Origin of the sequence: Ruegeria profundi (assembly GCF_020171505.1) — a bacterium.
Taxonomy (GTDB): Bacteria; Pseudomonadota; Alphaproteobacteria; order Rhodobacterales; family Rhodobacteraceae; genus Ruegeria; species Ruegeria profundi.
Genome location: NZ_JAIUZS010000006.1, coordinates 149576 through 163581, shown reverse-complemented (window position 1 = coordinate 163581; position 14006 = coordinate 149576). Strand labels below are relative to the sequence as shown.

Annotated in this window: 13 protein-coding genes; all 13 read right to left on the bottom strand. The window is 57.0% G+C overall.

Annotated features, from left to right (window positions below):
* Positions 1 to 70: 70 nt before the first annotated feature.
* The 13 genes from LCM21_RS15115 to LCM21_RS15055 all read right to left on the bottom strand — a co-directional run bounded on the left by LCM21_RS15115 (position 71) and on the right by LCM21_RS15055 (position 13852).
* On the bottom strand, positions 71 to 1735 hold the full coding sequence (locus LCM21_RS15115; protein WP_224891345.1) for an ABC transporter permease: 1665 nt from the start codon (positions 1733 to 1735) through the stop codon (positions 71 to 73).
* Positions 1736 to 1852: 117 nt separating this feature from the next.
* Positions 1853 to 3073 carry a phenylacetate--CoA ligase family protein gene (locus LCM21_RS15110; protein ID WP_224891344.1) on the bottom strand — a complete coding sequence of 407 codons (1221 nt, stop codon included), beginning with the start codon at positions 3071 to 3073 and terminating at the stop codon, positions 1853 to 1855.
* A gap of 19 nt (positions 3074 to 3092) precedes the next feature.
* The gene (locus LCM21_RS15105) at positions 3093 to 3926 is read right to left on the bottom strand and encodes an ABC transporter ATP-binding protein (protein WP_068339703.1); all 834 of its coding nucleotides are present in this window, start codon (positions 3924 to 3926) and stop codon (positions 3093 to 3095) included.
* A 73-nt stretch (positions 3927 to 3999) separates the two neighbouring features.
* Entirely contained in the window at positions 4000 to 5280 is a 1281-nt protein-coding gene (locus LCM21_RS15100) for an ABC transporter substrate-binding protein (protein ID WP_224891343.1), read from the bottom strand.
* 72 nt (positions 5281 to 5352) lie between these two features.
* Positions 5353 to 6429, bottom strand: a complete 1077-nt coding sequence (locus tag LCM21_RS15095; RefSeq protein WP_068339710.1) for a branched-chain amino acid ABC transporter permease — start codon at positions 6427 to 6429, stop codon at positions 5353 to 5355.
* 3 nt (positions 6430 to 6432) lie between these two features.
* Positions 6433 to 6690 carry a hypothetical protein gene (locus tag LCM21_RS15090; RefSeq protein WP_224891342.1) on the bottom strand — a complete coding sequence of 86 codons (258 nt, stop codon included), beginning with the start codon at positions 6688 to 6690 and terminating at the stop codon, positions 6433 to 6435.
* Positions 6691 to 6692: 2 nt separating this feature from the next.
* Entirely contained in the window at positions 6693 to 7679 is a 987-nt protein-coding gene (locus LCM21_RS15085; RefSeq protein WP_068339716.1) for a branched-chain amino acid ABC transporter permease, read from the bottom strand.
* 29 nt (positions 7680 to 7708) lie between these two features.
* A complete protein-coding gene (locus LCM21_RS15080) occupies positions 7709 to 8527 on the bottom strand; it encodes an ABC transporter ATP-binding protein (RefSeq protein ID WP_068339720.1) in 819 nt (272 codons plus the stop codon).
* A 78-nt stretch (positions 8528 to 8605) separates the two neighbouring features.
* Positions 8606 to 10579: an AMP-binding protein gene (locus LCM21_RS15075; protein ID WP_224891341.1), complete on the bottom strand. Its 1974-nt coding sequence runs from the start codon at positions 10577 to 10579 to the stop codon at positions 8606 to 8608.
* A gap of 246 nt (positions 10580 to 10825) precedes the next feature.
* A complete protein-coding gene (locus LCM21_RS15070) occupies positions 10826 to 11269 on the bottom strand; it encodes a GNAT family N-acetyltransferase (protein ID WP_224891340.1) in 444 nt (147 codons plus the stop codon).
* A 107-nt stretch (positions 11270 to 11376) separates the two neighbouring features.
* Positions 11377 to 11775, bottom strand: a complete 399-nt coding sequence (gene mutT / locus LCM21_RS15065; RefSeq protein WP_319003921.1) for an 8-oxo-dGTP diphosphatase MutT — start codon at positions 11773 to 11775, stop codon at positions 11377 to 11379.
* Complete coding sequence (gene argJ / locus LCM21_RS15060; RefSeq protein WP_224891339.1) at positions 11772 to 12998, bottom strand: bifunctional glutamate N-acetyltransferase/amino-acid acetyltransferase ArgJ; 1227 nt, start codon at positions 12996 to 12998, stop codon at positions 11772 to 11774. The genes mutT and argJ overlap by 4 nt, the downstream gene beginning before the upstream one ends.
* A 5-nt stretch (positions 12999 to 13003) precedes the next feature.
* A complete protein-coding gene (locus LCM21_RS15055; RefSeq protein ID WP_224891338.1) occupies positions 13004 to 13852 on the bottom strand; it encodes a peptidylprolyl isomerase in 849 nt (282 codons plus the stop codon).
* Between the last annotated feature and the right edge of the window lie 154 nt (positions 13853 to 14006).

Here is a 14006-nt window from a genome sequence, read left to right as displayed (position 1 = left end):
AGCCTTGCCGGAAAACGCGTTTGAATCAAGCCCGAGCGCACAGCTATGTGATATTTTGGCCCATCGCGCCTCAGCGACGACCAACCTGTCGACAGATCAAAATCACTGGCAAAAGCCCCACCGCCAGAATGACCAGAGACGGCACGGCCGCGCCTTCCAACCGCTCATCCGAGGCAAGGCGATAGGCCTGAACGGCCAAAGTATCAAAGTTAAATGGCCGCATGATCAGCGTAGCAGGAAGTTCCTTCATCACGTCAACAAAGACGATTAGCAGCGCAGTCAGAAGCGACGGCGTCAGTATCGGCAAATGAACCCGGCATAGCGTACCCAGCGGCGTTTGCCCCAATGATCGTGCGGCCGCGTCCATGTTGGCGTGAACTGTGCTCTGCCCGCCTTCATAAGCGCTCAGCGCGGCAGCAATAAAACGCACCATGTAAGCTGCAACCAGCAACCAGATTGAACCCGTCAACAGCAATCCGGTCGAGATATCAAAGGTTTGCCGAATCCATGAATCCAAGGCGTTGTCGAGGCTGGCAAAAGGCACCAGCAGACCCACTGCGATCACGCCGCCTGGCACCGCATACCCCAGCCGCGCCAGATATCCTGCGGTTGCAGATCCCCGTCCAGGGCGCAGACGCTGAAAAAAGCCCACACAGATCGCGGCACTTACAGTGACCACCGCCGCGGTTCCGGCAAGCGTCAGCGAGTTCTGGATAAACCCGATATAGCGACGCGAGAGCAGGTTCTGCTCTGACTCCAATCCCATTTCCACCAGAATGAAAACCGGCAGCAAAAAGCCCAGCAACACTGGAACAGCACAAAGGCTGATCGCCATACCTGATTTCCATCCCGTCAATTGCGCAACCGGCAGCGAGGCGTGACTTTTACCGGCCTGATAGTATTTTGCCCTACCGCGCTGCGTTCTTTCGATCACAGCGAGGGTTAACGCAAAACCCAACAGGCACAACGCCAACTGCGCAGCAGCGGCGCGGTCCCCCATAGAAAACCAACTGGTGTAGATACCGGTGGCAAAAGTCTGTACGCCGAAATACGCCACTGTACCGAAATCCGCGATGGTCTCCATGATCGCCAACAATACGCCGCCAGCAATTGCCGGGCGCGCCATCGGGAGCGACACAGTCCAGAATGCCTGCAACGGGTTTTTTCCAAGTGCGCGGGCGGCGAGGAATGCGCTGGCGCTTTGCTGCAAAAAGGCTGCGCGAGCCAGCAAATAGACATAAGGATAAAGAACCAGAATCAGCATCAAAGCCGCACCCTCGGTCGAGCGGATCTCGGGGAACCAATAGTCCCTTGGCCCCCAGCCGGTCACGTCACGCAGGGTGGACTGAACGATGCCGGGATGATCCATTACAAACGTATAGGCATAGGCCAGCACATAGGCTGGAAAAGCAAGCGGCAGCACAAGGGCGATCTCAAAGAAACGAACACCGGGAAACCGCGTCATCGTGACAAGCCACGCTGCGCCCACACCGATAGCCAAGGTGCCGACGGCCACCAGCACGACCAGGATCAAGGTCGTCATCACATAGCGGGGCAACACGGTATCGAACAGGTGCGAAATCGTGTCTGTTCCACCAGTGACTGCAGCCAGAACGACCGCCACCATCGGCAACAGGCATGCAGCTGCAACCAGATAAGCCGCAGCCGCCAGAAACCGCGTGCCTGAAATGCCGCGATGACGCGGTCTTTGTTCTAAAGATTCGATGTCGGCCATGGTTCCGATCGTGACAGGCAAACGCAGAATGCCTGCCTTTATTCGACCAAAACGCTCGGAATAGCCAGTGGTTGAGCGAGAAAACTGCGCCACAAATGGACGCAGCCTATGCTTGGCTCATTCGTAAACGCGCTGATCCTCGATCACCAATCCGTCTTTGGGCAAAGTTCCGGGGGCCACGACCTCAATCGCGCCTTTCAGTTTCAGAACCTCAACCACGGATTTCACGTAGGCTGCATCATCCCCGCCAGAGCTTTCGATCTGAACGGTCATTGCGTCCATTTCACCCTGCCGCGTTGCGATGACGCGGGCCTTCACGATCTCTGCGTGTTTGTCGACCAATGCAGCCACTTGCTCAGGCCGTACGAACATACCTTTGATCTTGGTGGTCTGGTCAGCCCGACCCATCCATCCCTTGATCCGCATGTTCGTGCGTCCGCACGGGGATTGACCCGGCATGATCGCAGACAAGTCTCCGGTTGCAAAGCGGATCAGCGGATAGTCGGGATTCAACGAGGTCACGACAACTTCGCCCACCTCCCCTTCGGCCACGGGCGTACCGGTTCCGGGGGTGACAACCTCGACAATAACGTGTTCGTCGATGATCATCCCTTCCATCGCGGGGCTTTCATAGGCGATATTGCCCAAATCGGCGGTTGCGTAACATTGAAGGCATGAGATTCCCCGGTCAGCATATTCCTGTCGCAATGACGGGAATAGCGCCCCACCACCGACAACCGCCGAACTGAAATTCAGCGACACGCCCATCTCATCGGCCTTGTCCAGAATGACCTTCAGGTAGTCCGGCGTGCCAGCATACGCGGTGCAGCCCACGTCGCGCGCGGCCGTGACCTGCAATTCTGTCTGACCTGTGCCAGCGGGCAGCACTGCGGCCCCCACCGCGCGTGCACCGCTTTCAAAGATCATGCCTGCCGGGGTCAGGTGATAACCGAAACAGTTATGGACAATATCACCCGGACCAACACCCGCCGCATGCAAAAAGCGCCCCATACGCCACCAGTCCGGATCAATGCTGCCCGGCTCATAGATCGGGCCGGGGGATTGGAACACATGATGAAAGTGTCGCGCTGGCTTAACCGTGAACCCCCCGAACGGAGGGCGCGTCGCCTGCGCCTGTGCCAGATCCGCCTTGCGCAGAACCGGCAGTTTTACAAGATCTGTAATTTCGGAAACCTGGCCAATATCCGCCCCGGCAAGATGCGCCTCGAAGCCCGGCGCGGACTGCACCCGCTGCAGCTGTACCTTCAAAGCCTTCGCCTGATCTGACGCCCGTTGATCGGCGGAGCGGGTCTCGAGCGCATCGTAGAAAGTGGTCATGGTTTGATCCTCCATCCGCTTACAGCCATCTCTTGCGGCGGCGATACGAACGCACATCCCGGAAGCTTTTACGCCCCTCGTCAGACATGCCCAGATAGAATTCCTTTACATCCGCATTCTCGCGCAGATCAGCGGCCGGCCCATCCATGACCACTCGGCCCGATTCCAGGATATAGCCGTAATGCGCGAACCTGAGGGCGACGTTGGTGTTCTGTTCAGCCAACAGAAACGACACGCCCTCTTTCTCGTTCAAATCCTTTACGATACCGAAGATTTCTTCGACAAGCTGCGGGGCAAGCCCCATCGAGGGCTCGTCAAGCAGGATCGTTTCGGGTCGCGACATCAAAGCACGGCCCATCGCAACCATCTGCTGTTCACCGCCCGAGGTATATCCCGCCTGTGACCGGCGACGCTCTTTCAGGCGTGGGAAATATGTATAAACAAGTTCAAGGTCCTGCTGGATTGCAGCCTTTCCATCTTTGCGGGTATAGGCGCCGGTCAGCAGGTTTTCTTCAACCGTCAGATGCTCAAAGCAGTGGCGGCCTTCCATAACCTGGATAACGCCCTTCTCAACAAGGTCAGCCGGGTCGCTTTCGTGCACGCTGGTCCCGCGATACTTGATCGAGCCTTTTGTCACCTCGCCCCGTTCCGAGTGCAGCAAGTTCGACACAGCCTTAAGCGTCGTCGTCTTGCCCGCTCCGTTGCCACCCAGCAGCGCCGTGATACCCCCTTTGGGAACGGTCAGGCTGACCCCTTTGAGCACAAGGATAACGTGGTTGTAGATCACCTCGATATTATTGACTTCAAGCAGAGTTTCCGCCTGAACTTCGGTGGTTTGAGCCGCATCCAGCATCTGCGCATATCCTCAAGCGAGTGTGGGGTGCGGGGCGGCGCTGTCCGCCGCCCCGGTTTTCAAAAGCGCCGTATCAGCAGCGCGGTTCGATGTTGTTTTCCGATGCGTAGTTACCGGAATCTTCGGCAATCAGCGGACCGATAACGTCGCTGTCGGTCGGCTTGAACTCGGAAATCATGCTCCAGGTTTTGCTGGCAGCATCCCATTGCGTCACGCCAACCAGCGCATCCCCGCCATGGTTTTCACAGCTGACCGAAAAGGCCGGGCCAAAGTTTGGCAGCCCCAATTCAGCCATCCGTGCTTCGGTGATTTCCAACGCCTCCATTCCGTCACGCATGTCGGCGGCGGTGATGTCAGCGTTACCCGAGATCTCTTGCGCTTTCCTGGCAGCTTCCGCCGCCAACATCGCAGCATAAATGCCACGGTTGTACAGCACCGAACCCACCTGATCCCCAGCACCAGCCGCTTTGCCTGCGTCGACCACATATTTCTGCAGGTCGTCATAAAGCGGATAGTCCGAACCGACGTTGTGGAAAGTCAGAGCCTTGTAACCGTTTGCCGCCTCTCCCGCTGGCAACACGTCATTTTCAGAACCGGACCACCAGATTCCGATGAAGTTTTCCATCGGGTACCGGATGTTTGCGGCTTCCTGCACCGCAACCTGGTTCATCACACCCCAACCCCACATCAGGACAAAGTCGGGACGGTCACGACGGATTTGCAACCACTGTGACTTCTGTTCCTGACCCGGATGGTCGACCGGCAGCGCGACAAGCTCAAACCCATGCTTCTTGGAAAGTTCCTCGAGCGTGCGGATCGGTTCTTTGCCGTAGGCCGAGTTATGATAGACCAACGCGATTTTCTTGCCGCTCAGGTCACCGCCATTTTCTTCAAGCAAATAGTTGATCGCGCCCGACGCACCATCCCAGTAGTTTGCTGGATAGTTGAATGTGTGGCTGAACACACTGCCGTTTTTCGCAGAGGTGCGGCCATAACCCATGGTGTGCATGGGAATACCGTCAGCGGTAGTTTTTGGGATCAGCTGATAGGTGATACCGGTTGACAGCGGCTGATACAGCAGCGCCCCTTCGCCCTTTGTGGACTCGTAGCATTCCACACCTTTTTCGGTGTTATATCCGGTCTCGCATTCCACGACCCGAATAGGTACGCCACCGATACCACCGTCACGCTCGTTCAAAAGCGTGAAGTAATCCGCGTAGCCATCGGCAAACGGAATGCCGCTTGCTGCATATGGTCCTGTGCGATAGCTGAGCGACGGGAACACAAGGTCTGCCATGACCGGGCCTGCCGCCAGTGCGGCGCCCAGCGCCACGGTTGCCAGTTTCAATTTCATCGGGTGTATCCTCCCTTGATTGGTCCGATGTTTATGGTCGGGCTTTGCACCCGTTATCTGATTGGGCCGCACCTAGTGCGGGAACGGCCAGAGTCTGAGTTTTTCCTTTGCCAGGCGCCACAACTGCGCCAGACCATGCGGTTCAAGGATTAGGAACATGATGATCAGCGCACCCACGATCACCAACTGAAGATGCGCCACGATGTCGGTGGGCCATCCCAGCCAATCAGCCCCGACAACCTTCAGCACCACGGGCAATGTTACCAGGAACGCGGCCCCAGCGAACGAGCCGAAAATAGAGCCTAACCCGCCAATAATGATCATGAAGAGCACAAGGAATGATTTCTGGATGCCAAACACCTCTCCGACCTCGACCGCGCCCAGATAAACCGAGAAGAACAAGGCGCCAGAGATGCCAACGAAGAACGAGCTGACAGCAAAAGCAGTGAGTTTAGCCTTCAACGGGTTCACCCCGATGATTTCGGCCGCGATATCCATATCGCGGATCGCCATCCAGGTCCGCCCCGTTGTGCCTCGCGTCAGGTTACGCGCGATAATGGCGCAAATGGTCAGAAAGATCAGGCAGAACAGATAGGTTGCCCAGGCCGAAGCATTTGGGCCAGTGATGACAATGCCGAAAACGTCCCGCTCAGGCGCGTTAATCTGGCCCGAGGCGGAATAGTTGTAAAACCAAGGCACCCGATTGAACAGCCAGACAAGAAAGAACTGAGCCGCCAGCGTGGCCACCGCCAGATAGAATCCTTTGATCCGCAGGCTCGGCAGGCCGAACAGAACGCCGACGATTGCGGTAATTCCACCCGCAAGGATCACATGAATAAACATGCTGACATCCGGGAAGGCGGTCATCAGCTTGTAGCAGGCATAAGCGCCAACAGCCATGAAACCACCAGTACCCAGCGAGACCTGTCCGCAATACCCCACAAGGATGTTCAGACCGATTGCAGCAATCGCATAGATCAGGAATGGCAACAGCAGCGCATTGGCAAGGTAGTCATTCATCACAAACGGGATGATCCCAAACGCCACGGCAAGGACGACATAATAGCGATACCGGTCAAACTTGATCGGAAAGGTCTGGTTGTCATCAATGTAGGAGGTTTTGAAATCCCCGGCCTCACGGTAGAACATACTTTACTTCTCCCACTCTTGCTGCGCCCGGTTGCGCGCTTCGGCATCCAGTTGGTTCGAACCTTTGGCGTATCCGCTCGCCTCGGAGCTGCGCACCAGTTTCATGTAGGCCAGTACCCCGGTCACCAGTCCCACAAAGGCGAGAATCGCGGCCACGACCAGTTGGCTGTCGGTCAGATCGTCCGAGGTGAGTGCGATGTAGCCAAAGGCCCAGAAGCCCGCCCACGCAACCACATTGATGATGGCGATCAATTTCTGCACGGCTAGACCCTCTCAATGATCTTCTCGCCAAACAGACCCTGCGGCCGGAATACGAGGAAGATCAGAGCCAGCACATAGGCAAACCAATTCTCGGTTGCGCCGCCCACCAGCGGGCCCACGGCGAACTCGAACAGCTTCTCGCCCACACCGATGATCAGGCCACCAACGATGGCGCCGGGGATTGAGGTGAAGCCGCCCAGCATCAGCACTGGCAGCGCCTTGAGCGCGATCAACGACAGCGAGAACTGCACACCCGATTTGGTGCCCCACATGATCCCGGCGACAAGCGCCACGAACCCGGCCACCGACCAAACCATGATCCAGATGAAGTTCAGCGAGATACCGACCGACAGCGCCGCTTGGTGGTCATCTGCCACGGCGCGCATAGCCCGGCCCTGTTTGGTATACTGGCTGAAGGCCACCAAGCCCGCCACCAGAAGGGCGGCGATCACCGTGGCCACAATGTCCAGATTGTCGATAAAGAAACCATAACCAAAGATGTTGAAGGTAGCCTCATCAATCGACAGGTTGATGCCTTGTGGCAGGCCGACATCCAGTGTCTTGATCTCGGACCCCCACATGAGGTCGGCCACGCCTTCAAGGAAATAGGCCAGACCAATTGTGGCCATGAACAGGATGATCGGCTCTTGCCCGACCAAGTGCCGCATGACAAAGCGCTGCACAGCCCAAGCCAGAAACACCATGACAGCCATTGTAAGCAGAATCGCCAGCAGTGCAGGCACATTCCAGCCAAAATAGTGGATATGCGTGCCAAAGGTCGCGTTTATCAGATGCGCAAAAGGTACCTGACCGTTCATGATCCCGACCAGTGTCATCGCTGCAAACAGGGCCATGACCCCTTGGGCATAGTTAAAAATCCCCGAGGCTTTGTAGATCAGCACAAAACCCAGCGCGACCAGGGCATACAGCACCCCCGCCATCAGGCCGTTGAGGATGACCTCCATCGCGAAAACGAGTTGTTCAGGCATCTGCGCCTCTCCTCATGTCTGTCTGATGTTCAGTCATGGCTGACCCCCAGATAGGCGTCGATGACGTCTTGGTTGCTACGCACCTCGTCCGGGGTGCCGTCGCCGATCTTCTTGCCGTAGTCCATCACTACCACTCGGTCGCTCAGGTCCATGACCACGCCCATATCGTGTTCTATCAATGCGATGGTGGTGCCAAATTCATCGTTCACGTCGAGGATAAAGCGGCTCATATCCTCTTTCTCTTCGACGTTCATGCCGGCCATCGGCTCATCCAGCAGCAGCAGCTTGGGTTCTGCCGCCAGGGCACGGGCCAATTCGACGCGTTTCTTCAACCCGTAAGGCAGGCGCGACACCGGCGTCTTACGGATATGCTGGATTTCCAGAAAATCGATGATCTTTTCCACAGCCTCGCGGTTTTCTACCTCTTCCGCCTCGGCCTTGCCCTTCCACACCGCCTGCTGAAGGATGTTCGTCTTCATGTAGTTCAACCGCCCGGTCATGACGTTGTCCAGCACGCTCATACCTTCGAACAGAGCGATGTTCTGAAAGGTCCGTGCAATCCCCTGGCGTGCAACCTCATAAGGCCGCATCGGCGGGCGCTTGGACCCATGGAACCAGACCTCACCTTCCTGCGGGACATAGAACCCCGAGATCACGTTGAGCATCGAGGACTTACCCGCGCCGTTCGGCCCGATGATCGCGCGAATCTCGCCTTCGCGAATGTCGAACGAGATATCCTTGATCGCCACCACACCGCCAAATCGCAAGGTGATGTTCTTCATCTCCATCACCACGCCGCCGATCTTGCGGCCGTCCTCGGTGACATATCCTTCAGTGTTATCCAGCATCTGTCACTCCTTGGTGTTCGCAAAAACGGGACGGCGGGCGGGGCGATGACCGCAGGTCAAGCGGCGCACGACAGGCCCTCATTCCGCCGCCACCTTGTGCTGGCCAACCGCAACAACCGGCGCATCGACGATCTGAAGTGTCGCGCTGATCGAACCCTTGCGACCGTCTTCATAGGTCACTTCGGTCGTGGTCGAAATAGTCTGGGAACCATCATATAGCGCGTCGATGATGTCCTGGAATTTTGTCTCAACGAACCCGCGGCGCACTTTTCGCGTGCGGGTCATTTCACCATCATCCGCATCCAGTTCCTTGTGCAGCACTACGAAACGATGCACTTGGCAGCCTGACAACATCTCGTCCGCAGCGACCGACTTGTTCACCGCTTCCACGTGGTTGCGAATGGTCTCCAATACGCGGGGATGGCCCGCCAGTTCCTGATACGACGCATAGGCGACGTTATTCCGCTCGGCCCAGTTGCCTACCGCCGTCAGGTCGATATTGATGAACGCAACACAGTAATCGCGGTTATTGCCGAACACGACGACTTCAAGAATATCGGGATAAAACTTGAGCTTGTTCTCGACGTATTTCGGCGCGAACATTGAGCCGTCAGCCATTTTGCCGACATCCTTGGCGCGGTCGATGATGCGCAGATGCCCTGTGTCTTCCTCGATAAATCCAGCATCTCCTGTGGCCACCCAGCCTTCGGCATCCTTGGTTGAAGCGGTCGAGTCGGGGTTCTTGAAATACTCGACGAACACACCGGGTGAGCGGTAGTGGATTTCGCCGTTTTCATCGATCTTCAGTTCAACGTCCGGTGCAGGAACGCCAACCGTGTCCGCACGCACTTCGCCATCCGGCTGCACGGTGATAAATACGGTGGCCTCGGTCTGACCATAAAGCTGCTTCAGGTTGATACCCAGCGAGCGGTAGAAATCGAAAATCTCGGGCCCGATCGCCTCGCCCGCTGTATAGCCAACCCGGAAACGACCATAGCCCAACGTATCTTTGAGCGGGCCGTAAACCAGCAGGTTGCCCAGCGCGTATTTCATCCGGTCGCCAAAACCCACAGGTTTACCGTCCAGAAGCAATCCACCGACTTTTTTGGCATGGGCCATGAAATAGTGGAACATGCGTTGCTTCAGCTTGCCCGCGTCCTCCATCCGGATCATCACGTTGGTCAGCTGAGTTTCAAACACGCGCGGCGGGGCAAAGAAATAGGTCGGTCCGATTTCGCGCAGGTCGGTCATCATCGTGTCGGCGCTTTCGGGACAGTTCACACAGAAGCCGCACCAATAGGCCTGACCGATCGAGAAAATGAAATCACCCACCCACGCCATCGGCAGGTAGGACAGGATATCCTCATTGCGGGTCAGGTGGTCAAACTCCGCCGAGTTCTTGGCGCTTTCGATAACGTTTCTGTTCGACAGCACAACGCCCTTGGGTTTGCCCGTGGTGCCGGAGGTATAAAGCATCACGCAGGTGTCGTCATAAGTGATGTCTGCGATGCGCTTATCCAGTTCCGCATCGAAACGCCGATGCCCTGCGCGACCCTCAGCCATGATGTCGTCCAGCGCGTTCATCTGGGAATGGTCGTATTTCCGCATTCCGCGTTTGTCGGTATAGAGAATCTGATTGACCTGATGCAGGTTCTCTTGGATCTCGATGACCTTGTCGACCTGCTCCTGATCGCCGCAGACCACGTATTTGGCGCCGCAATGCTCCATTACATAGGCCATCTCTTCGGCCACGGCATCCTGATATAGGGGAACGGGTACGGCACCGACCATCTGTGCGGCCACCATTGACCAATAGTGCGCGGGTCGGTTGCGACCAATCACGGCGATGTGGTCACCTTTTTCAACGCCAAGCTCCAGCAAGCCCAGCGCAAGCGCGCGCACCTCGGCGGCGGTCTCCGCCCAGGTCCAGCACTGCCAGATTCCGAATTCTTTTTCCCGATAGGCCGGGGCATCCCCGAACTGCGTCGCATTACGGTGTAGCAGCGCAGGAAGGGAAACGATCCCTTCAGCGCCCGACTGCGTCTGAGCCAATCTTTCTCTCCTCCCAATCCGGCCTCTCCTCTGGCCAGAAACGGCGGACCCGAGGAAGCCCCCGGACGCCAGCGCCCCGATTAAGGAACGCCTGCACGATCAGCGTCAACTATTTCCTGATGTTTTCTCAATTCTTACGAATTGTAACAGGGGCATCCGGAGTTGGTGCGCGACATTCGAAATGGCAATCCTGAGCCCGAAGCTCATAATGATGCAGCGTTCATGAATGTAATTTGAAAGAAGAGATCACACGGCTATGCGCAGCATATCCACGTCATCAACGACTTGCGCGAGATGCCTTGAATAAAACGCCCGAGCTTGTTCGTTTTCCTTCCAGACCTCAAATTTGAGGGCGTTGCATTCCCTCTCACAAGCTATTCGGCAAAGAAACTCCAGAAGGCGTTGACCGATGCCGATCCGGCGAGTTTTCTCGCTTACAGCTATGTCGGTCACGAGAAGAATTTTAGAATTTGTGTGGAGTTCAAAGCTTTGGGTGTAGGCGGCGAACCCGACAATCCTATGATCAAGCTCTACAACAAGCGCTTCAAACCAACGCTTGGGACCAAAGGCCAATTCTTCGACAGTCTCTGCCGTTAGTTTTGGGTCTGGGTCTTTGACATGGGCCGCGAGTTGCCGACTGAGCTCAATAATATCCGGAATATCCTTTTTCACCATCTCCCTGACAATCATGCTATCGACTTCATCCCTTTGTTCTATCTGCGTTTTCGCGAACGGCGTCTTTGTTGCGCCAGTCCTTCATCCGAGCAGACCATTGGACCGGCGGCTCAAAACCACCCCTACAACCAATCCCGCAATACAGGAATCAGCGGCACGTCGGCCGCAGGCATTGGATAGTTCCGCAGGTCTTTTGCTCGCACCCATTTCAAAGCCTGACCCTCTTTCGACTGCGGGATGCCGTCCCATTTGCGGCAGGCAAACAGCGGCATAAGCAGGTGGAAATTATCATAACTGTGGCTCGCAAACGTCAGCGGGGCGAGGCAGGAAGCCCAGGTGTCGATCCCCAATTCCTCGTGCAATTCGCGGATCAGGGCGGCCTCAGGGGTTTCGCCGGGTTCGATTTTGCCGCCGGGGAACTCCCACAGGCCAGCCATGGACTTGCCCTCGGGACGCTGCGCCAGCAGCACCCGCCCCTCTACGTCGATCAGGGCAACGGCAGACACTAATACAGTTTTCACGAGCGGTAATCCGCGTTGATCTCAATGTAGCCGTGGGTCAAATCGCAGGTCCAAACCGTTGCACTGCTATCACCCAACCCCAGATCGACCGAGATCATCAGATCCTGGCCTTTCATGTAAGCAGCGGCGTCTTCCTCACGATACTCCGGGCTGACCCAGCCCTTTTCGGCCACAAGTATATCCCCGAAACGTATACTCAGCAGGTCGCGATCCGCAGCGGCACCGGATTTACCGATGGCCATGACCACGCGACCCCAGTTCGGGTCTTCGCCCGCGATGGCGGTTTTCACCAGCGGCGAGTTTGCAATGGCAAGACCGTGTACCTTTGCATCCGCGTCCGAGGCCGCCCCCGTTACGCGAATTTCTACGAATTTCGTGGCCCCCTCACCGTCACGCACCACTTGCTGCGCGAGATCCAGCATCACGCCTTCCAGCGCTTCGGCAAATGCCGAATTCCCGGTTGCGTCCACGCCAGATGCGCCGGTTGCGCACAACAGCAACGTATCCGAAGTCGAGGTGTCGCTGTCGACAGTGATACAGTTGAAGGTGCGTTCCGTCTGCCCCGACAACATCGTCTGCAACGCCGATTGGTCGACCTGCGCATCGGTGAAGATGTAGACCAACATGGTCGCCATGTCCGGCGCAATCATACCGGAACCCTTCGCAATCCCCGCAATAGAGACTGTTTTGCCATCAATCTCGACCTGCGCCGATGCCCCTTTCGGAAACGTATCCGTCGTCATGATAGCCCGCGCGGCATCCTCGATCGCGTGGCGGCTGAGGCCGGATTTCAACACCTCAAGCTGGGTTATGATGCGGTCATGGGGCAACGGCTCGCCTATAACTCCGGTCGACGAGGTAAAAACCCGCTCGACCGGGACGCCGGTGGCTTTGGACACTGCTTGGGTCACTTCAGCCACCGAGGTTTGACCATAGTGGCCGGTGAACGCGTTTGCGTTGCCCGAGTTCACCAGAATCGCAGCAGCCCCGTCGCTGGCTCCTCCAATCTTGGACTGACAGTCCAGAACCGGGGCCGCACGGGTCTTGGATCGCGTAAACACCCCAGCCACCGAGGTTCCCGGGTCCAACACCGCAAGCATAACGTCGGTGCGCCCCTGATAGCGCACACCAGCTTCAACAGTCGCAAAGCGCACCCCGTCAATCGCGGGCAAATCGGGAAATGCCGCTGGTGCCAGCGGGGAAACCTTAGTGATCGTCGCCACGGGGTTTACTCCTGAATCAGTTCGATCTGGCGCATCACTTCTGGGCCGGCCCCCTCAAGCGCGGGGCGCTCGATCTCGGCTGCTTGGGTCAAGTCGTCGATCTGGGCCTGGATCACGCCCTGTTGCAAAGTCTGGGCCAATTCCGCGCGTACCTGTTCCAATTCGGGCGCTTCGGTTTTGCGCTTGTCGTTCAATGTGACCACGTGCCATCCAAATTGGGTTTGCACAGGGGCGGACACCTGACCTTTTTCCAGCGCAATCACTGCAGCCTCAAACTCAGGCACCATCTGACCGGGTCCGAACCAGCCCAATTCCCCGCCGTTTGGCCCGGACGGACCAGTGGAATGTTCTTTGGCCAGTTCCGCAAAATCGGCCCCGCCATCCAGTTGTTCCTTAAGCTCAGTGGCTTTTTCTTCGGTTTCGACAAGGATATGGCTGGCATTGAATTCGTCTGAACCCTCGAAATCCGCGTATTTCGCGTCATACGCTTCCTGGATCGCCTCATCGGTCAGGTTTTCCTCAATCAGCGCATTCACTGTCTGCACGGCACGTAGTGAGCGCGCCTCATTCTCAAGCGCCAAGGTATTCAGCTTGGTAAGCGCTTCCTGCTGCTGGCCAAGCAATTGCTGCTGAATAAGCTGGTCGATGATCAGTTCATACAGAACGTCATCCTCGATCTGCTGATACTGCTCGGGCAGAACGGCAGCGGTCGCGATGACGTGACCCAATGTGATCTCATCACCATTTACACGCGCGATCACGGTGCTTGCGTCAGGTTTTGTTTCGGCGGCCAGCGGCAGGGCCATCACGGCGGCAAGCGCCACCGAAGGCAGAAAAGTGAGGCGTTTGGGCATGGAATCATCCTATTTCTTGGCCGCGACAGGGCACAGCGTTGACACTCTGGAACCTGCCGCTTACATCGCTTTGAAGCCTTGGACAGGGCCGCCTTTCACCCCCCGTATCTATGGGTTGCGCGCAAGGTGGGCAAGCCTGTCGCAACCAAGACAA